16 protein-coding genes are annotated in these 18,367 nt (G+C 66.1%); 6 read left to right on the top strand and 10 right to left on the bottom strand.

The window, feature by feature from the left end; translation table 11 throughout:
- Positions 1–1,689: a thiamine pyrophosphate-binding protein gene (locus LFT46_RS04390; protein ID WP_236821357.1), complete on the bottom strand. Its 1,689-nt coding sequence runs from the start codon at positions 1,687–1,689 to the stop codon at positions 1–3.
- Positions 1,690–1,693: 4 nt separating this feature from the next.
- On the bottom strand, positions 1,694–2,758 hold the full coding sequence (speB, locus tag LFT46_RS04385; RefSeq protein WP_236821356.1) for an agmatinase: 1,065 nt from the start codon (positions 2,756–2,758) through the stop codon (positions 1,694–1,696).
- A gap of 308 nt (positions 2,759–3,066) precedes the next feature.
- Here speB and LFT46_RS04380 point away from each other — a divergent pair, with 308 nt between their 5' ends.
- Complete coding sequence (locus tag LFT46_RS04380) at positions 3,067–3,897, top strand: DUF559 domain-containing protein (protein ID WP_236821355.1); 831 nt, start codon at positions 3,067–3,069, stop codon at positions 3,895–3,897.
- A gap of 116 nt (positions 3,898–4,013) precedes the next feature.
- Here LFT46_RS04380 and LFT46_RS04375 read toward each other — a convergent pair whose 3' ends face one another.
- Complete coding sequence (locus tag LFT46_RS04375; protein ID WP_018769601.1) at positions 4,014–4,589, bottom strand: helix-turn-helix domain-containing protein; 576 nt, start codon at positions 4,587–4,589, stop codon at positions 4,014–4,016.
- A gap of 261 nt (positions 4,590–4,850) precedes the next feature.
- Between LFT46_RS04375 and LFT46_RS04370 the strand changes: the two genes are divergently transcribed.
- On the top strand, positions 4,851–6,371 hold the full coding sequence (locus LFT46_RS04370; protein WP_236801231.1) for a sodium:solute symporter: 1,521 nt from the start codon (positions 4,851–4,853) through the stop codon (positions 6,369–6,371).
- Between the two features lie 102 nt (positions 6,372–6,473).
- Here LFT46_RS04370 and LFT46_RS04365 read toward each other — a convergent pair whose 3' ends face one another.
- Positions 6,474–6,701: a hypothetical protein gene (locus tag LFT46_RS04365; RefSeq protein WP_236801230.1), complete on the bottom strand. Its 228-nt coding sequence runs from the start codon at positions 6,699–6,701 to the stop codon at positions 6,474–6,476.
- A gap of 265 nt (positions 6,702–6,966) precedes the next feature.
- On the opposite strand from LFT46_RS04365, the gene LFT46_RS04360 reads away from it, so the two are divergent.
- On the top strand, positions 6,967–8,112 hold the full coding sequence (locus LFT46_RS04360; protein ID WP_236801229.1) for a VIT1/CCC1 transporter family protein: 1,146 nt from the start codon (positions 6,967–6,969) through the stop codon (positions 8,110–8,112).
- 40 nt (positions 8,113–8,152) lie between these two features.
- Here the strand turns inward: LFT46_RS04360 and LFT46_RS04355 are convergent, their stop codons facing one another.
- Positions 8,153–9,289, bottom strand: a complete 1,137-nt coding sequence (locus LFT46_RS04355; RefSeq protein WP_236801227.1) for an LOG family protein — start codon at positions 9,287–9,289, stop codon at positions 8,153–8,155.
- 275 nt (positions 9,290–9,564) lie between these two features.
- On the opposite strand from LFT46_RS04355, the gene LFT46_RS04350 reads away from it, so the two are divergent.
- The gene (locus LFT46_RS04350; protein ID WP_236821354.1) at positions 9,565–10,305 is read left to right on the top strand and encodes a GntR family transcriptional regulator; all 741 of its coding nucleotides are present in this window, start codon (positions 9,565–9,567) and stop codon (positions 10,303–10,305) included.
- A gap of 17 nt (positions 10,306–10,322) precedes the next feature.
- Positions 10,323–11,216, top strand: coding sequence for a 5-deoxy-glucuronate isomerase (gene iolB / locus LFT46_RS04345; protein ID WP_236821353.1), 894 nt, complete (start codon positions 10,323–10,325; stop codon positions 11,214–11,216).
- Positions 11,217–11,222: 6 nt separating this feature from the next.
- On the opposite strand, the gene LFT46_RS04340 is transcribed toward iolB, so the two are convergent.
- Positions 11,223–12,431, bottom strand: a complete 1,209-nt coding sequence (locus tag LFT46_RS04340; RefSeq protein ID WP_236821352.1) for an MFS transporter — start codon at positions 12,429–12,431, stop codon at positions 11,223–11,225.
- A 169-nt stretch (positions 12,432–12,600) separates the two neighbouring features.
- Here LFT46_RS04340 and LFT46_RS04335 point away from each other — a divergent pair, with 169 nt between their 5' ends.
- Positions 12,601–13,050 carry a MarR family winged helix-turn-helix transcriptional regulator gene (locus LFT46_RS04335; protein WP_236821351.1) on the top strand — a complete coding sequence of 150 codons (450 nt, stop codon included), beginning with the start codon at positions 12,601–12,603 and terminating at the stop codon, positions 13,048–13,050.
- A gap of 92 nt (positions 13,051–13,142) precedes the next feature.
- On the opposite strand, the gene LFT46_RS04330 is transcribed toward LFT46_RS04335, so the two are convergent.
- From LFT46_RS04330 to LFT46_RS04315, 4 genes are all read right to left on the bottom strand, one after another.
- Positions 13,143–14,579, bottom strand: a complete 1,437-nt coding sequence (locus tag LFT46_RS04330; protein ID WP_442863672.1) for a sugar porter family MFS transporter — start codon at positions 14,577–14,579, stop codon at positions 13,143–13,145.
- A gap of 235 nt (positions 14,580–14,814) precedes the next feature.
- Positions 14,815–15,828 (bottom strand): Gfo/Idh/MocA family protein, encoded by a 1,014-nt coding sequence (locus LFT46_RS04325; RefSeq protein WP_236821349.1) that lies wholly within the window; start codon positions 15,826–15,828, stop codon positions 14,815–14,817.
- Positions 15,829–15,884: 56 nt separating this feature from the next.
- A complete protein-coding gene (locus tag LFT46_RS04320; RefSeq protein ID WP_236821348.1) occupies positions 15,885–16,796 on the bottom strand; it encodes a sugar phosphate isomerase/epimerase family protein in 912 nt (303 codons plus the stop codon).
- Between the two features lie 25 nt (positions 16,797–16,821).
- On the bottom strand, positions 16,822–18,336 hold the full coding sequence (locus LFT46_RS04315; protein WP_236821347.1) for a CoA-acylating methylmalonate-semialdehyde dehydrogenase: 1,515 nt from the start codon (positions 18,334–18,336) through the stop codon (positions 16,822–16,824).
- Between the last annotated feature and the right edge of the window lie 31 nt (positions 18,337–18,367).

Below are 18,367 nucleotides of genomic sequence, written 5' to 3'. Positions count from 1 at the left end.
TCAGCCGCCCAGGTGGGTGGGACCAAACATCTTCAGCAGGGTTTCAACCACGACGACGTTGGGCCCGTCGGCAGCGAATCCCGCCTTCAGCGCGTCCCCCACACCCTCCGGGGGCACGCGTGTGGCCGGCACGCCAAAGGATTCAGCGAGCTTCACGAAGTCCGGCCGGGCGAGTTCGGTGGCAGTGGCTTTGCCGAACGCGCCCACCATGTACTCGCGCAGGATGCCGTAGCCGCCGTCGTCCACTATCAGCCAGGTGACCGGGACATTGTGCTGCCTTGCCGTCGCCAGTTCCGCGATGGAATACATGGACGAACCGTCCCCGGAGACGGCAAGCACCCGTGCTGGCTTGCCCAGTGTTTCCAGCCCCACGGCCGCGCCAATGGCACCGGGGAATGCGAAGCCCAGCCCGCCGGCACCCTGCGCGGAATGGAACTGCCCCTGCCGCGCGTCCCAGCAGGACCAGCCCCAGTACGCGGCGATGGTCATATCCCAGAAGGTCTGCATGTCCGCCGGAACGGCCTCACGGATGTCGGCCATGAACTTCAGTTCCTTGGCCAGGTCCTGCGATTCCAGCCGGGCGCGGACCTTGGCGAGGGATTCACTGACCAGTGCTTCCGGGGTTCTGCCATGCCAGTCCGGCGCTGCAGTCCCGCCGGGCTGCAGCGCCTCATCGAGGGCCGCGAGCGCCTGGCCGGCGTCGGCCCGAATACCCAGCCCCGGCCTGTTGGACTCCAGCACGCGGGGCTCGGCGTCGATCTGGATGATCCTGCCCCGGGGCTCGAAGGTGAAGTAGTTGGAGGTGACCTCGCCAAGGGACGAGCCGATCACCACCAGGACATCGGCGTCCTCCAGGACGTCGGTCATGTAGCGGTCCTCAATCCAGGACTGCAGGGACAGCTCGTGGTTCCAAGGGAAAGCGCCGTTGCCGCCTGGGGTGCAGATGACCGGTGCGCGCAGCTTCTCTGCGATCGAGAGCAGCGACTTCTCCGCCCTCCCGCGGCGGGTCCCGCCACCGGCGATGATGGCCGGGCGTTTTGCTGCTTCCAGCCACTTCACGGCCTCGCGCACCAGTTCGATGCGGGGCGGGTTGTCCGCCGCTTCGGCAAGGGCATCCTCCACCGGCGGAACCATGATCGGATCCAGGAGCACATTCTGGGGGATCTCCAGCCACACCGGCCCCTGGGGCGAGGAGATGGCCTCGGTCCAGGCGTCCTGGATCGCGGAGGGGATGCCGGATGCGTGCTGGATGAGCCGCTGGCTCTTGGTGACGTTTGCCGCGGAGGCTTTCTGGTCGTCCAGCTGGTGCAGCATGCCCTTGCGCCGCGCGCCCAGGCCCTCCAAAGGAATCTGGCTGGCCACCACCACCATGGGCACACCCGTGGCGTAGGCCTCCTGCAGGCCGGCGAGCGAGGTCAGCGCGCCGGGGCCGGTGGAGAGGAACAGCACGCCCACTTCGCCGGTGGCGCGGGAGTACCCGTCTGCGGCAAAGGCGCTGTTGTTTTCCACCCGGGAGGAGACGAAATGCAGGTTGCCGCGGCCCATGGCGTCGAAGAGGCCCAGGGCGTGTTGGCCCGGGATGCCGAAGACCGTCTTGGCTCCCAGCGCTTCGAGGGTCTCGACGACGAGGTCCCCGCCATTGCGGACGCCGCTCCCCTGTGCCGGGGCGGGCCCGTCCGATACCGTCACGGCCCTACTCCTTGGTGGCGGCCGCGAAGCCGGCGGGGCGGCGGGTTTCCTGGCCAAGAGCCTGCGCCGCGTATCCGTTTTCCGCGCCAATACGGCTTCCGGGAGCGGCGTTCTCCGCCATGAGGGTCACCAGTTCGTAGGCGACGTGGCTGGCGGCAACGCCGGTGATCTCCGCGTGGTCATAGGCAGGAGAGACTTCGACGACGTCGGCACCCACCAGGTTCATGCCGCGGAAGCCCCGGATGATCTCCAGGAGTTCGCGGCTGGTGATGCCGCCGGCCTCGGGAGTGCCGGTACCCGGAGCGTGGGCGGGGTCCAGGACGTCGATGTCCACGGAGATATAGAGCGGGCGGTTGCCGATCCGGTCCCGGACCTTGGCCACCGTCTCCAGTACGCCCTGGTAGTAGACGTCCGCGGAGGTGACGATGCCGAACCCAAAGCGGTGGTCGTCGTCGAGGTCCTTCTTTCCATAAAGCGGGCCGCGGGTGCCGATGTGGCTGATGGCCTCGGTGTCCAGGATGCCTTCCTCCACCGCCCGGCGGAAAGGCGTGCCGTGCGTGTATTCGGCGCCGAAGTAGGTGTCCCATGTGTCCAGGTGGGCATCAAAGTGGAGCATGGCAATGGGTCCACCCGCACGTTCGGCGGCGGCGCGCAGCAGCGGCAGGGCGATGGTGTGGTCCCCGCCCAGGGTCAGCAGCTTGCTCCCCGCGGCGGTGAGGTCCAGCGCGTTCTGCTGGATGGTCTCAATGGCGTCGTTGATGTTGAACGGGTTGACCGCCATGTCCCCGGCATCGGCCACCTGGATGTTTTCGAACGGGCTCACATCCCAGGCGGGGTTGTAGGGACGCAGCAGGCGGCTCGCCTCGCGGACATGATTGGCGCCGAAGCGGGCTCCCGGACGGTAGGAAACGCCTGAGTCAAAGGGGACGCCCACTACCGTGACGTCGGCTTTGTCCACCTGGTCCAGGCGCGGAAGGCGGGCATACGTGGCAGCTCCGGCGTAGCGGGGAATCCGGGATGAATCGATGGGGCCAAGGTTGCCGTTGGCTTCAATGCGCAGCTCTTCCAATGGAGGCCTCTCCTTCGAGGAGTTGAGGGGACTGGTGTGACTGCCATCATACACCCATGTTTCCCTGTGAGCATCAGGTGTTTACCTCCTGGCGGCGCGCAGAGGTCGGATCGTACCTTCCTCCCCAGTTACTTCCGGTGCCGCGCCACCTTGGAATTCGCGCTCCGCGAGTTTCCAGCATTTCCGACGCTGGAGCTAGGCAGGCGGAGAAAGTAAGTGGGCAGGAACGTACCCGGCACCGCACGGAGTTGCCCACATATGGACTGCGGCGGGTTCCAGACGTCCTCCCACGCGCCTCAAATAACCTGGTGGACCTCATCGAATACCTGCACAAGTGCGGCGGTGTGGCCAGGTCCGGCCAATTCCTGGCGGCAGGATTCCCGCGCCGGGACCTGCTGAAACTCAAGGATCTCGGCGTTGCCCAGCCCAAGAGGGGCGTATTCGCCCTGCCGGGCTGCGACCCCCATCTCCTGGTGGCCGTCATGCACAATGCCAGGCTGAGCTGTGCCAGCGCCGCCGCCCATTACGGCCTGTGGCTGCGCAACCCACCCGAACGCCCGCATCTGGCGTGCAATCACGGACACGGCAGCGGCTTCATCCGGCATCGCACGGTCAGGTTCCAGGGCAACCCTTTACTCCCCGTTGCAGCCATCGAGGACGTAGCCCTTCATGCCCTGACGTGCCTGGCGCCACCGGCGTCCACCGCGCTGGCAACCTCAGCGATCAGGCTGCACGGAGTGCCCCGCGAACTGCTGGCATCCCAGCTGCAGGCAGACCGCTCCGGAACCGCCCGCCGCATCCTGCGCGGGCTGGATCTGCGGGCAGAATCCATCGTTGAGGTCGATGCCCAACACCTGTTCCGCAGCCAGGGCATCGACTACGAACCACAGGTCTTCCTCCCGGGGATCGGTCGCGTGGACTTCCTGATCGCAGGGTTTCTGATTGTGGAGCTTGACGGCTTTGCCTTCCACTCCAAACGCACCGATATGCTTCGGGACCGGAAGCGCAATAATGCCGCAGCCGTCAGCGGTTACGCCGTCCTTCGCTTCATGCCGGAGCACATCTGGTTTGATCCCGGCTCGGTCGTCAGGGAAATCAGGACGGTACTGGCGGGAGGCCAGCGGAGCCCGCGCCGATAAGGGGGCAGTCCAGCCCAGTTACCCCGCCCCATGGCCCTGCGCATCAGGGCATTCCGCAGAAACCGGGCAGCACTACTGCGGAGGCACGGCGGCAACCGGGCAGGAGTGCACAGAGATCAGCGGCTGGCCGCGGGGACCAGGACCCAGAGCACCTCGACCGGCTTATCCGTGGGGTTGACCCAGGTGTGGGGTTCGCGGCCGGGGAAGGTAACCGTGTCGCCGGTGCTGAGGTCGTATTCCTCGTTGGTCAGGATCAACTTGATGGACCCCTTGATCACGTGCAGCACATCCACGTCGCAGTCCACGGCGTAGAGCTCGGACTCGCCACGGCCGTGCGGTTCGATGACGGCCTGGATGATCTGGACCCGGCGTTCCGAGCGGGCAGTCAGGAGGCGTTCCACGATGCCCTGGCCGCCCAGCGAAATCCGCGGGCCGTCGTTCCGCTTGGTCAGGTGGGTTTCAGGCGCGGCAAAGAGGTCGCCAATGGAAATGGACAGCACTTGGCACAGCGTCACCAGGGAAGCAACGGAGGGCGAGGTCAGGTCCCGCTCCACCCGGCTCAGGAAACCCTTGGTCAGCCCGGTGGCGTCGGCTACCTGCTCGATGGTGAGCCGCTGGGACTGCCGGGCGGCCCGGATCCTGGAGCCGATGGCAACCGGGACGTTGCTGGGCTCAACTGGCAGTGCCTTCATCTACGAACCTTTCATGGCCGGCAGCCCGGCTCCACTCTCGAGCCATACTAATGGCCGCCGCTTATGTGACGCGCGGATGCCACACGGGCAATCCCCAGCCACTGGCGCCCCTTGACTGTTGCAGCCGTCACACTCTAGTCTGTGGAAACTCCTGTTGCCTATAGGGCAATTCCAGGAGCCGTTTCCGTTCGTCCGCGGCGGTTCCGGGCGCCGTCGCCCCCGGTCCCACACCCGGCGCCCAGCTGCTCCAAGGAGCCATCTATGGATGCACGTGCCATCAACATCGCCATCGTGGTGGTGTACCTTCTCGCAATGCTGGCCTTCGGCTGGTGGGGCAAGTCCCGTACCAAAAACAACAGTGACTTCCTGGTGGCAGGCCGCCGCCTTGGCCCGTTCCTCTACACCGGAACCATGGCCGCCGTCGTCCTCGGCGGAGCCTCCACCGTTGGCGGCGTGGGGCTCGGCTACAAGTTCGGCATCTCCGGCATGTGGCTGGTGGTGGCCATTGGCGCGGGCGTCCTGCTGCTGAGCCTCCTCTTCGCTGGCACCATCCAGAAGCTGAAGATCTACACGGTGTCCCAGATGCTCTCCTTCCGCTACGGGAGCAGGGCAACCGAAGCCTCGGGCATCGTCATGCTGGCCTACACACTGATGCTTTGCGCCACCTCCACCGGCGCCTACGCCACCATCTTCGTGGTGCTGTTCGGCCTGGATCGGGCGCTGGCTATCGCCATCGGCGGCGCCATCGTGCTGGTGTACTCCACCATCGGCGGCATGTGGTCCATCACCTTGGCGGACCAGGTGCAGTTCGTCATCAAGACCGTGGGCATCTTCTTCCTCATGCTCCCGTTCACCCTGAACGCCGCCGGTGGCCTGGACGGGATCCGCAGCCGGGTGGACGCCAGCTTCTTCCAGATGGACGGCATCGGCGTCCAGACGATCATCACCTACTTCGTGGTCTACACCCTTGGCCTGCTGATCGGCCAGGACATCTGGCAGCGCGTGTTCACCGCCAAGACGCCCAAGGTAGCCCGCTGGGGCGGCGCCACGGCCGGCATCTACTGCATCCTCTACGGCGTGGCCGGGGCCCTGATCGGCATGGCCGCCAGCGTGGCCCTCTCCAACGTCAAGATCGCCGCCAAGGACGACGTTTACGCAGAGGTGGCCCAGAACCTGCTCCCCGTCGGCATCGGCGGGCTGGTCCTGGCAGCCGCCGTCGCCGCCATGATGTCCACCGCTTCCGGCGCCCTCATTGCCGCTGCCACCGTTGCCCGCGCCGACGTCCTCCCGTTCGTGGCCGGCTGGTTCGGCAAGACGGTCAACACCGGGGACACCGAGAACCCGGAGCATGACGTCAAGGCCAACCGCATCTGGGTTCTTGCCCTGGGCATTGTGGCCATCGTCATCGCCATCATCACCAAGGACGTGGTGGCGGCCCTGACCATCGCCTACGACATCCTGGTGGGCGGGCTCCTGGTGGCCATCCTGGGCGGACTCGTGTGGAAGCGCGGCACCGGCCTGGCCGCCGCGGCCTCCATGGCCGTCGGCTCCGTCGTGACCCTGGGCACCATGATCATCCTCGAAATCAACGCCAAGGCGCCCCTGGACGGAATTTACGCCAACGAGCCCATCTACTACGGCCTGATTGCCTCCGCCGTTGTCTACATTGCGGCGTCACTGCTCACCCGGCCCACGGACCCCGCAGTTATGCAGGCGTGGCAGCGCCGGGTTTCCGGGCAGGAACCCGAGGACGCCCCGGAGGAAGTCCTCGCCGGCCGCTGACAAATAGAATCCCCGGCAAAGATATAACGCACGACGGCGGCACCTCCTTTCGCTTTACCGCGAAAGGAGGTGCCGTCGTCGTAAGTCCTACTCCTCCATGTCCTAGCTCTCAGTGTCGCGGGGCTCGTCGTCATCCAGCGGGACCTCGCGGTCCTCGGCATCGATGACCACCGGCGGCGACTGGACCACCGGCTCCTCCTCATCAATCAACGCGTCCTCCGCGTCCCAGTCCGCATCGTCTACCGGTGCATCCTCGGCGTAATCGTAGGCGGGGTCCGCTTCCACGGCGTCCAGGTGCGGCATGTCCGGGTGCTGTCCGGTGGTGCTCATGATTCAACCTCCGTAGGTTCGCCTGACGTGCTCTTTCGGGAGGGCGCAGCCTGCGCCACACCTTCATCACAGCACCGGCCGGCCGGACGGGTCAATAGCCGCCGGAGCCCGGGAAGAAGGCCGGGAACGCAAGCGCCAGGGGCCCTTGGTTTAAGGCAAACCGAAACTTTGCAGCGAGGTTTGCCAGCCAAAAAACCGCGGAAATCCGCAGTAGGCTGGCAGGGCAAAGGCGCGAAAACATGCCCTTTCCAGCCCAGGAGTATCAGTGTCGCAGCACGCCCAATCCAATCCGCATGCCATACCCCAGGAGGCCCCGCACACCGTGCAACCCCAGCCCTCGCCGTCGAACATCAAGCGGTGGCGCCAGTACCTGGCCGATGAGCGCGCCGAAGCCGCCGTCTACCGTGACCTGGCACAGAACCGCGAGGGGGAAGAGCGCGCCATCCTCCTGGCCCTGGCCGAGGCCGAAGGCCGGCACGAGGCACACTGGCTGGCACTGCTCGGTGAGCACGCCGGCAAACCCAGGAGGGCATCCACACGAAGCCGGTTCCTGGGGTTCCTGGCCCGGCACTTCGGCTCCGTGTTCGTGCTGGCCCTAGCCCAGCGCGCCGAGGGCCGCTCCCCTTACGCCAAGGACCCCAACGCCACCCCGGCCATGGCCGCCGATGAGCAGATCCATGAGGAAGTGGTCCGAGGCCTGGCAACGCGCGGCCGCAACCGCCTGGCCGGTACGTTCCGCGCGGCCGTCTTCGGGGCCAATGACGGTTTGGTCAGCAATTTGTCCCTGGTGATGGGCATGGCCGCATCCGGTGTGGCCAGCAGCGTGGTGCTGCTCAGCGGCATCGCCGGGCTCCTGGCCGGCGCCATGTCCATGGGCGCAGGTGAATTCATCTCCGTCCGGTCCCAGCGCGAATTGCTGGCCGCCACCCGTCCAACGCAGATCACCCTGGCGGCGGCGCCCAAGCTGGACCTCGAGAACAACGAACTCCTCCTGGTGTATTTGGCCCGCGGGATGTCCCGGGAAGCGGCGGAACACCGGGTTGCCGAGCGCACGGGCCAGTTGTCCTGCGACTGCGATCCCAGCCTGTCCCTGCAGCCGGAGCTCGCGGAGGAAGACGACCGGCACGAGGCAGTGGGCACGGCGTGGGGAGCCGCATTGTCCAGTTTCTGCTTCTTCGCCTCCGGCGCGGTCATCCCCATCCTGCCCTTCGTGTTTGGCATGACCGGCGTCGCAGCCCTCGTCGTGGCAGGGGCCCTGGTGGGCATTTCCCTGCTGGCGACCGGCGCCGCCGTCGGCCTGCTGTCCGGCACGTCCCCGCTGACCCGCGGGCTGCGGCAGCTGGCCATCGGCCTGGGCGCGGCCGCCATCACGTACCTGCTGGGCATGCTGTTCGGCACGGCGGTGGGCTAGCAGCCAGCAGCGGCTTTTCATGGAGGTCCTTCGGCAACGTTCAGCGTTCCCGGAGGACCTCCACTGCTTCGTCCACCGTGTCCACCAGGAAAATGTAATCCGCCATGGCCCGGCCGGCCGCGAGGCTGCGCAGCATGGGCCAGGCCGGGTATTCCTGCTCCCAATGGCGCCGCCCCACCAGTACCATGGGCGCCACCTTTTCGCGGGCGCCGTAGTAGTTCTCGCAGGCGTCCTGGAAGATCTCCTGCACTGTGCCGGCGGCGCCGGGCAGGAAGACAATCCCGCCGTGGCACAGTTCCAGCAGGATTGCCTCCCGGATGGCGTTGGCAAAGTATTTGGCGATGTGCGTGGCAAAGTAGTTGGGCGGCTCGTGCCCGTAGAACCAGGTGGGGATGCCAAGCGAGGGCGTCCCGTCCGGATGGCGTTCGACGACGGCGGCGGCCGCACGTGCCCACGCCGACACCGAGGGGCGGAACCCGGGAACAACGGCGAGCGTGGCCAGCGCTGCCTGCACGTCGCCGTCGGACGCCTGGCTCAGGTAGGCGCCCAGGTTCGCCGCCTCCATGGCACCCGGCCCACCGCCGGTAGCCACCGAATGGCCGTCGAGGGCCAGCAGCCTCCCCAGCCGCGCCGCCTCCGCGAACTCCCGACTGCCGCGCGGCGCCGCGTGGCCGCCCATGACGCCGACGATGGACCGTCGGGTCCAGGTCCCGGAGCGGGTCAGCTCGTCCAGTGCATCACCGATGGCATGGTCGTGCAGGGCAGAGGCCAAGGTTGAGTCCACCCGGTGCCGCTGGCCCGGCTGGATGCTCCAGTGGTAGATGCGCGCGTCCGGCACCTCCTCATACGGGGACGTGGCCAGTCCGGCGTACAGCTCAGCCGGGGAATACAGGGCCGCCCGGTAGGGATCGAACGGGACACCTTCCAGCCTGGGGAAGATCAGGGCTCCGCGGCTCCGGAGGTAGCCCTCCATGCCGTCATCGAAGAGGCAGCCCAGGAACATCGCGCCCTCGACGCTCACGCTTTTCAGTGCTGCCGACCGGCCCCGCAGGTCCAGCGACTGCGCATGCCAGCCGTGCAGGTTGACGGCGCCGCCGGCCACCAGGCGGTCGAAGCTGGCCAAGTCCTGGACCTCGAGGGTGCGCGGGCGGGGACCAAGGCTACCGGCAAAATTCATGATTGTTGTCCTGCGGCCCACGTCATGGTGCCAGCCTAGCCACCCAACGCAAACGCGGGGGCGGGAGGAGGCGTCCTTCTCCCATGCGTCCCTACAACAGGACAACCCTCCGCCCCTGTATCACAGCAGCCGTGGAGCACCCTTGACCGTCCCGGTGCGACTGCTACGATCGAGAAGGGACTATGTCCTATCAAGAGAACATATGGCGGCAAAGTGCCCCCAGCGCGCCTGTCCCGACCGGGCGGCGCTGATCCAACCGACACAAGGGACGCATCGTGGCGAACAATCTGGGACTCACCATCGACCGCTCCTCCCCCGTGCCCCTGTACCACCAGGTGGTCCAGGGTATTGAAGCGGCCATCTACAGCGGCGCACTGGAACCCGGCAGCCGACTGGACAACGAAATCGACCTGGCGGCCCAGCTCAACCTGTCCCGGCCCACCATGCGCAAGGCCATGGACGAACTGGTCCGTTCCGGCCTCCTGGTGCGCAAGCGCGGTGTAGGAACCCAGGTGGTCTCCAGCCAGGTCCGCCGCCCGCTGGAACTCTCCAGCCTCTATGACGACCTCACCAACAACGGCAAGAAGCCCACCACCGACGTCCTGAGTTTCTCGCATGTGGAGGCGGATGACGCCACCATCGCCACGCTGCAGCTGCCGGCAGGCTCCAAGGTGTACCACTTCACCCGGCTCCGTAAAGTGGGCGGCAAGCCGCTGGCCCTCATGGAGAACTGGGTGCGCGACGATATCGCTGACATAGATGAGGCCATGCTGCGGGCCGAGGGGCTCTACTCCATCCTGCGCCGCGGCGGTGTGAACTTCCGGCTGGCAACCCAGCGTATCGGCGCCAAAACCGCCGATGATTACCAAGCCTCCATGCTGGACACCGCGGCCGGGTCTGCGCTGGTCACGATGGAACGCACCGCCGTGGACGATACCGGCCGCAGGGTTGAAACGGGCCACCACGTGTACCGCGCCGATTCCTACAGCTTCGAAATGACACTCGTCCAGCGCTAATCCAAGGAGCCAACTCCATGACCAACTGGGTCTACCCCCTGGGCACTGCCGGCCATGGCAAATGGGACATTTCGATCGGAACCCCCGATTCCTCCCTTACCGTGAACGGCTGGGCACACACCGGACTGAAGGTGGCCACCCTGGCCGCGGGCGCCGCCGTCGAACTTCCCGCCGCAGACGAGGAACGCATCGTGGTGCCCCTTACCGGGTCCTTCACGGTCAGCGTTGACGGCAGGGACTACCCGCTGGCAGGCCGGGCGTCGGTCTTCGCAGGCCCAAGCGACGTGCTCTACTCGGGCACCGGACGTGCGGTAAGCATCAGCTCCCCCGACGGCGGCAGGGTTGCCGTGGCCACCGCGCCGGCCAAGGCGTCCTATCCCACCCGACTGGTATCTGCAGCCGAAACCCCCGTCGAACTGCGCGGCGCCGGCAACTGCTCGCGCCAGGTCCACAATTTCGGCACGCCGGCAGCGCTGGAAGCCGACCGCTTCATCGTGTGCGAGGTCCTCACCCCCGCCGGCAACTGGTCCTCCTACCCTCCGCACAAGCACGATGAGGAGAAGGACGGCGAGACCTCCCTCGAGGAGATCTATTACTTCGAGACGCAGGTGGCGGCCGGATCAGGCGCTCCCTCCGACACCGACGCAATCGGCTACCAGCGTGTCTACGCCTCCGACGAGCGGCCCATCGACGTGACGGCCGAGGTGCGCACCGGCGACGTCGTCCTGGTCCCCTACGGCTGGCATGGCCCGGCCATGGCAGCTCCCGGATACGACCTTTACTACCTGAACGTCATGGCGGGACCCGGTCCGGTGCGGGAGTGGCTGATCAGTGACGACCCGCACCACGGCTGGGTCCGGCAAACCTGGGAGAACCAGGACATCGATCCGCGTCTGCCGTTCCGCCCCTGAGCCTGGCTAGGACCGGACAAGCCCAGGCATGTCAGTGGATGCCGCCACTACCTTGTGCTGCTTCTCGCTCCGCTTGGCGCCGGCCGCAGCGAAGGCCATGACGGCAAGGCCCGCAAGGGTAATCACTGCGCCGGCCCAGATGGGCGAGGTGTAGCCGAGCCCGGCGGTGATGGTGACGCCGCCCAGCCAGGCGCCCAGGGCGTTGCCCACATTGAAGGCACCGATATTGGCGCCGGAGGCCAGCGTGGGAGCCCCGGAGGCGTACTTCATCACGCGCATCTGCAGGCCCGGTACGGTGGCAAAGCCGAAGCCTCCCATCAGCACCAGGGAAATGACGGTGAGGACCGGGTTGGCGGCTGCCAGGGCGAAGGCCACGAGAACCGCGGTCAGCGCGGCGAGCACTGCCAGGAGCGTGCGGTCCACGTTCCGGTCTGCGGCCTTGCCGCCCACAGTGTTTCCCACGAAAAGACCCACCCCGAAGACGATGAGCAGCCACGGCACGGTTGACACCGCGAAGCCGGAGACCTCCGTGAGCGTGTAGGCGATGTAGGTGAACGCGCCGAACATGCCGCCGTACCCGAGGATGGTAACAACGATGGACAGCCATACCTGACCGGACCGGAAGGCTCGAAGTTCGGAGCGAAGGCTGCCTGCTTGCTCTGCCGCACCTGCCGATTTGGGGACCAGCGCCAGGATCCCGGCGAGCGCGGCCACGCCAATGGCTGTGATCGCCCAGAACGTGGCACGCCACCCTGCGGCCTGGCCCAGCAGCGTTCCAAACGGCACGCCCAGGACGTTGGCCGCGGTGAGGCCGGTGAACATCAGCGCGATCGCACCGGCCTTCTTGCTGGGCGGGACCATGCCTGCCGCCACCACAGCGCCGATGCCAAAGAAGGCGCCATGTGAGAGGGCGGCAATGACGCGGCCCAACATCATGGGCCAGTATCCCTCCGCAGTGGCCGAGAGCAGGTTTCCTGCGATGAACAGCACCAGCAGTGCGGCCAGGACCGGCTTACGCTGGAAGCGCGTGACGGCAGCAGTCAGCCCCAAGGCGCCCACCACCACGGCCAGCGCGTAGCCGGAGATGAACCAACCGGCCGAGGCCTCACTGACGCCGAAGTCCGCCGCGACCTGCGGAAGGAGCCCGGCAATGACGAACTCGGTAAGTCCAATGCCAAACCCGCCGAGGGCGAGTGCTATCAAGCCAACAGGCATGCGAATGCTCCTTTGAGCTATAGGTGTGGTTGTTCCCTTGACGGGATAGCGCCTAAGATAGTTGCAGACGCGGTATTTATTGTTGCACATGCAAATATACCGCGCAAGCAACTATCTTCAACCGCAGCTAGTGGTCGGGTTGCCGACCCCTCTTGTAAGGAGTAAAAGCATGGGCATCAAGGACGACGCCGTCGAGGTCCGCGCCCAGGGCTGGCGAACCCTTGCAACCCTGCACGGGCTGATTGAAACCGAACTGGAGCGCTCGCTGCAGGCAGAGTCGAAACTTTCAGTGGTGGAGTACACGGTGCTGGATGCCCTCAGCCGGCAGGATGGATGGCACATGCGCATGCAGCAACTGGCCCGCGCCACGGCATTAAGCCCCAGCGCCACCACCCGGCTGGTCAACCGGCTGGAGGACCGCGGCCTGCTCACCAGGATTTTGTGCGACGACGACCGGCGCGGGATCTACACCGAGTTGACTTCCAGCGGGAGCAGTTTGCTCGCGGAAGCGCGGCCGGTGCACGACGCCACCCTGGAACGTGCCCTCGATGAGGCCACGGCCATCCCGGAACTGGCGCCGCTGGTGGATGCCCTGCCCCGGTTGCACGCCAGCACCTAGAGCCCGCCGCACGCGCCGAAACGCCCCTGGGGATTCCCTCGGGGGGGGCGGTGCGGGGCCGTTGCGGCGTGGAACAGGTGTGCCCGTTTGGGTTAGGAGAGCTGGGCTTCGGTGGTTGGGGCCTTGCTGCGCGCCACGTTCTTGAAGTAGTGCTCCAGGTCCTCGAGGCTCTTGTCCTTGGTCTCGGGAACGTACTTCGCGGCGAAGGCAATGGCGGCGACGCCGAGGACTGCGAACACGAAGAACGTGTTGGAGATGCCGATCGCCGCCAGCAGCTGCGGGAAGCCGAACCCGATCAGGAAGTTCACGATCCACAACAGGAAGGCCGACGCCCCCATGCCCAGGCCGCGGATCTTCAGCGGGAAGATTTCCGAGAGCATCAGCCAGGTCACCGGTGAGATGGCGCCCTGCTGGAACGCCAGGAACGTGACGGTGAGCGCCAGTATGACGAAGCCGCGGGCTGTGCCTTCCGGCAGGATCAGGGAGAAGAGGCCAATCAGCAGCAGCGCCGTGGTGGTTCCCACCTGGCCCGTAATTAGCATCCTGCGCCGGCCCACCTTGCCCAGCAGCCAAATTCCCACGAACGTGGCGAGGACTGAGATGACGCCGTTGGCGATGTTGGCTGTCAGCGCCGCTTCACGGCCAAAACCTGACTGGGAGAGGATCTGGGTCCCGTAGTACATGATCGAGTTCACGCCGGTGATCTGCTGGATCACCGCCAGGCCAAGGCCCACGAAGAAAATCCGGCGAAGCCACGGGATGCCAAGGTCCTTCCAGGACCCCATCTTGGACTTGTAGTCCTCCACGGCCATGGCCTTGACTTCCTCGAACTCCCTCCGCGCCTCTGCCTGTGACCGGATGCGCTTCAGGACGCTGAGCGTCGCCTCGAAGCTGCCCATGGAAGCCAGCCAACGGGGGCTTTCGGGCATGTAATTCATCCCGATCCACAGCGCGACGGCCGGGAGGGTGGCGATGACCAGCATCCAGCGCCAGATGCCGTGGGACTCACCGAACGAGTTGCCGAGGTAGGCGTTGAAGATAAATGCCAGCAACTGCCCTGTAACGATCATGAGTTCGTTTTGGGTGACAATGCGTCCGCGCCGGTTGCTGGGCGATACCTCGGCCAGGTACACCGGAACAGTCACCGATGCCCCGCCCACGGCGAGCCCCAGGATGAACCGGGCGGCGATCATCACTTCCGTGCTGGGTGCAAAGGTGCAGCCCATAGTGCCCGCGAGGAAGATGAGAGCCAGCACCATGAGCATCCGACGGCGACCGTGACGGTCCGCCAGGCGGCCGCCGAACAGGGCGCCGAAGGCAGCACCAAACAACAGGGACGAGGTGACCAGGCCCTCGGTCAGTGGTGTCAGGCCCAGGTCCTCCTGCATATAAGGCAGCGCCCCGTTGATCACGCCGGTGTCGTAGCCGAAGAGCAGGCCGCCCAGGGTGGCGGTGACGGTGGCAGTCCGCAGTGCCCACTTGTGGTTCCCCGGCTCCCTTCCTGCCGTCCCACGGTGAAGCGAGGTCACGGGCGTCCTCATTGGACGCACCATTTTCCGGCCTCCGGCTGGTAGCGGAGGACCTTGGCTCTATTCTCGTTTTCGGCACAGACGCTGGACACCATCTCAGTATTCTGCCCGCCCGGGACGGCGATCTCGTTCCAGTTCCCAGGGAACGCGTCTGGAATCACATCCACGTCGCCGGGGACCGGGTGTCAGAGGATGGCCGGCTCCTCCCCCTTTCCCGCAGCCTACTTGTAGCGGCCTACTTGTAGAGGTCGGGCTTGGGGTTCAGCTTTACGGTGACCTTTTCGCCGTTCTTCTGCGCTTCGACGCCTGCTTCGCAGCACGCAGCGGTGGCGTACCCGTCCCAGGCGGAGGGGCCGCCGATGTCGCCCTTGACTGCCGCGTCCACCCATGCCTGGATTTCGACGTCGTACGCCGGGCCGAAACGTTCCTCGAAGCCCGGGGTGACGTTGCCGCCCCAACGGCCGGCGCTGCGGGTGTACGGGCCCTTGTCGCCGCCGATGCTCACGATGCCGTCCTCAAAGGAGGCCTGCGTGGCCACCTCGTAGCCAAACTTGGCGTTGACGTAGATTTCGACGTCGGCCAGGACACCCGACTCGGTTTCGATCAGCACGTGCTGGGGATCGTGCTGGCCGTTCGGGGCATTGCGGGTGGCCTTGCCCAGCCGGACCTGGACGCTGGTGATTTCCTCGCCGGCGAAGTACCGGATCGCGTCAAACTCATGGACCACGGAGTCGTTAATGAGCATCTCGTTGGTAAAGCCCGGGGGCGTGTTGGGGTTGCGGTGCTGGTGGTGCAACATCAGCAACTCGCCCAGTTCATGGTTGCGGATGATCGAGCCTAACGTGGCGTATTCGGCGTCGAAACGGCGCATGAAGCCCACCTGGATGCGCTTGTGCCCCAGTGCCACCTCGGCTTCGACAATCTTCCAGGAGGATTCGGCGTCGGGCGTGAGGGGCTTTTCGCACAGGATCGGGATGTCCCTGGCTATTGCCTTCAACAGGATGTCCTGGTGCAGGAAGCCGGGGGTGGCAATCAGGACGGCATTGACGTCGCCATTGTCGAGGGCCTCTTCGGCGTCCGCCAGGGCCACTGCGCCCGGGATGCCTTCGACGGCGGCCTGGGCGCGGGCGAGGTCGACGTCGACGACGGCGGCAACTTCGGCTCCGTGGATGCGCTGGTTGAGGCGTTGGATGTGGTCTGCGCCCATACGGCCTGCGCCGATGACGGCAACGCGGAGGGTTTCAGTCATTGTTCTGGTCCTTTGGGTTCTGGGACGGTGCCGTGCTGGCTGTCAGTGCTGGTCCGTCAGCTGACGGTCGTGCGGGAGCCGCAGGACAGCAGGTAGTTGCGGGTCCGCTTGGCGATGGGCATGGGAACGTCGAAGGCCACGGGGTACATATCCTGCTCCACGATGCCGAAAATGGGCCGGTTCAGTGCTTCCACAGCTTCGATGACCGCGCGCAGGTCCGGCAGGCCGTTGGGCGGCTCGGTCATGACGCCGGCCAGGTTCGCGGCGGCCCACGTCATATTTTGCTCGTTGACTCGTCTGAGGATCTCCGGGTTGATCTGCTTCAGGTGCAGGTAGCCGATGCGGTCCGGGTAGTTCTTGATCAGGTCCAGGCTGGAGGCGCCGCAGTATTCGGCGTGTCCGGTGTCCAGGCAGAGGTTGAGGTACTGCGGATCCGTGGCGCCCAGCAGCGTTTCGATGTCCTCCTGCGCGCCAACGTGGGAGTCGGCGTGGGAGTGGAACTGCTGCTTCAGGCCGAAGTCCTCCAGCAGGGTCTTGCCCAGCCGGTTGTGGCCGGAGAACAGGTCACTCCAGGCTTTGTCGGTCAGGGTCCCGCTCTCCACCGCTTGGCCGGTGACGTCGTCGCGCCACATGGCCGGAATGACAACCATGTGCTCGCCGCCCATGGCCGCGGTCAGTTCGGCCACCTTGCGGGCCGGCTCCCAGGCCTTTTCCCACTGGTCCAGGCCCCGGTGAAAGGCCGTGAACACGGTGCCGGCGGAGATCTGCAGGTCGCGCTGCTTAAGTTCCTCGGCGAGGCGGGCTGGGTCCGTGGGAAGGTAGCCGTAGGGGCCCAGTTCGATCCACTTGTAGCCGGACTCGGCTACTTCATCCAGGAAGCGTTCCCACGGGGTCTGCTTTGGGTCGTCCGCGAACCAAACACCCCAGGAGTCCGGTGCCGTGCCGATGATCAGCTTGTTCTCAGTCATGACAGCGTTGTCTTTCTTCTGGGGATTAGTTGGAGGGGAAGTTGTAGGAGGCGCCGGAGGCGTGGTGGGTTTCGGGCCAGCGGGAGGTGACCACCTTGCCGCGGGTATAGAAGCTCACGCCTTCGGGGCCGTAGATGTGCTTGTCGCCGAAGAGGGAGGCCTTCCAGCCGCCGAAGGAGTGGTAGGCCACCGGAACCGGGAGGGGCACGTTGATGCCGATCATGCCCACGGTGACGGAGCGCTGGAACTTGCGGGCGGCGGCGCCGGAGGAGGTGAAGATGGCCGTGCCGTTGCCGTAGGGGTTGGCGTTGATGAGCTGGATGCCGTCTTCGAGGGTGTCGACGCGGACCACGACCAGGACGGGTCCGAAGATTTCCTCCTTGTAGGCGGTCATTTCAGTCTTGACGTGGTCGATCACGGTGGGGCCGACCCAGAAGCCGTTCTCGTGGCCCGGGACCACGAGGTCGCGGCCGTCCACGACCATGGCGGCGCCGGCGGTTTCGGCTTCGGTGACGATCCTGACGATGCGTTCCTTGGAGGCCGGGGTGATGACCGGGCCCATTTCGGCATCGGGCTCGGTGCCGTTGTTGACCTTGACGGCTTCGGCGCGTTCCTGGACTTTCGCGACCAGGGCGTCGGCGGCGTCGCCAACGGCCACGGCGACGGAGATGGCCATGCAGCGTTCGCCGGCAGAGCCGAACGCGGCGGCGGCGAGGTGGTCGGCGGCGTTGTCGAGGTCGGCGTCGGGCAGGATGATGGCGTGGTTTTTCGCCCCGCCCAGGGCCTGGACGCGCTTGCCGTGCCTGGTGGCGGTCTCGTGGACGTACTGGGCGATCGGGGTGGAGCCGACGAAGCTGATGCCGTCCACGTCGGGGTGGGTCAGCAGCCCGTCGACGGTTTCCTTGTCGCCGTGCAGGACTTGGAACACACCGTCCGGCAACCCGGCTTCCTTCCAGAGCTTGGCCAGCAGCAGCGAGGCCGAGGGGCCACGCTCGGAGGGTTTGAGGATGAACGCGTTGCCGGTGGCGATGGCCATCGGGGCCATCCACAGCGGCACCATGACGGGAAAGTTGAACGGCGTGATGCCGGCGACGACGCCGAGGGGCTCGCGGAAGGAGAAGACGTCGATGCCGGTGGAGACCTGGTCCGAGTAGTCACCCTTGAGCAGCGTGGGGATGCCGCAGGCGAACTCGACGACTTCCAGGCCTCGGCCGATCTCGCCCTTGGCGTCCGAGAGGACCTTGCCGTGCTCGGCGGTCACGAGCTGGGCGAGTTCGTCCACGTGCGCGGCGACGAGTTCACGGAATTTGAACAGTACCGCGGTGCGCTTGGCCAGGGCGATGTCACCCCAGGTGTCGGCGGCCTTGCGGGCGGCGGCGACGGCGGTGTCCAGGTCGGCGCGGTTGGCCAGGCGCAGGGTGGCGGATACGGCACCGGTGGCCGGGTTGTACACGGGCGTGGTGCGGTCGCCTTCGCCGGCGGTTTCGGCGCCGTTGAGAAAGTGGTTGATGACGGTGGCCTGGGTGATGGTGGCAGTCATGGGACTCTTCCTTGAGTAGTGAAAAGTGCGG

It is taken from the genome of Arthrobacter sp. FW306-07-I, from assembly GCF_021800405.1.
GTDB lineage: Bacteria > Actinomycetota > Actinomycetes > Actinomycetales > Micrococcaceae > Arthrobacter.
The sequence above is the reverse complement of the archived record's forward strand: the minus strand, read 5'-3'. Positions and strand labels throughout refer to the sequence as shown.

Excerpts from the sequence above, each read along its gene's own strand:
- LFT46_RS04375 (WP_018769601.1), bottom strand. The coding sequence starts at position 4,589 with ATGAAGGCACTGCCAGTTGAGCCCAGCAACGTCCCGGTTGCCATCGGC.
- LFT46_RS04370 (WP_236801231.1), top strand. The coding sequence starts at position 4,851 with ATGGATGCACGTGCCATCAACATCGCCATCGTGGTGGTGTACCTTCTC.
- LFT46_RS04365 (WP_236801230.1), bottom strand. The coding sequence starts at position 6,701 with ATGAGCACCACCGGACAGCACCCGGACATGCCGCACCTGGACGCCGTG.
- LFT46_RS04355 (WP_236801227.1), bottom strand. The coding sequence starts at position 9,289 with ATGAATTTTGCCGGTAGCCTTGGTCCCCGCCCGCGCACCCTCGAGGTC.
- iolB (WP_236821353.1), top strand. The coding sequence starts at position 10,323 with ATGACCAACTGGGTCTACCCCCTGGGCACTGCCGGCCATGGCAAATGG.
- LFT46_RS04340 (WP_236821352.1), bottom strand. The coding sequence starts at position 12,431 with ATGCCTGTTGGCTTGATAGCACTCGCCCTCGGCGGGTTTGGCATTGGA.
- LFT46_RS04335 (WP_236821351.1), top strand. The coding sequence starts at position 12,601 with ATGGGCATCAAGGACGACGCCGTCGAGGTCCGCGCCCAGGGCTGGCGA.
- LFT46_RS04325 (WP_236821349.1), bottom strand. The coding sequence starts at position 15,828 with ATGACTGAAACCCTCCGCGTTGCCGTCATCGGCGCAGGCCGTATGGGC.
- LFT46_RS04320 (WP_236821348.1), bottom strand. The coding sequence starts at position 16,796 with ATGACTGAGAACAAGCTGATCATCGGCACGGCACCGGACTCCTGGGGT.
- LFT46_RS04315 (WP_236821347.1), bottom strand. The coding sequence starts at position 18,336 with ATGACTGCCACCATCACCCAGGCCACCGTCATCAACCACTTTCTCAAC.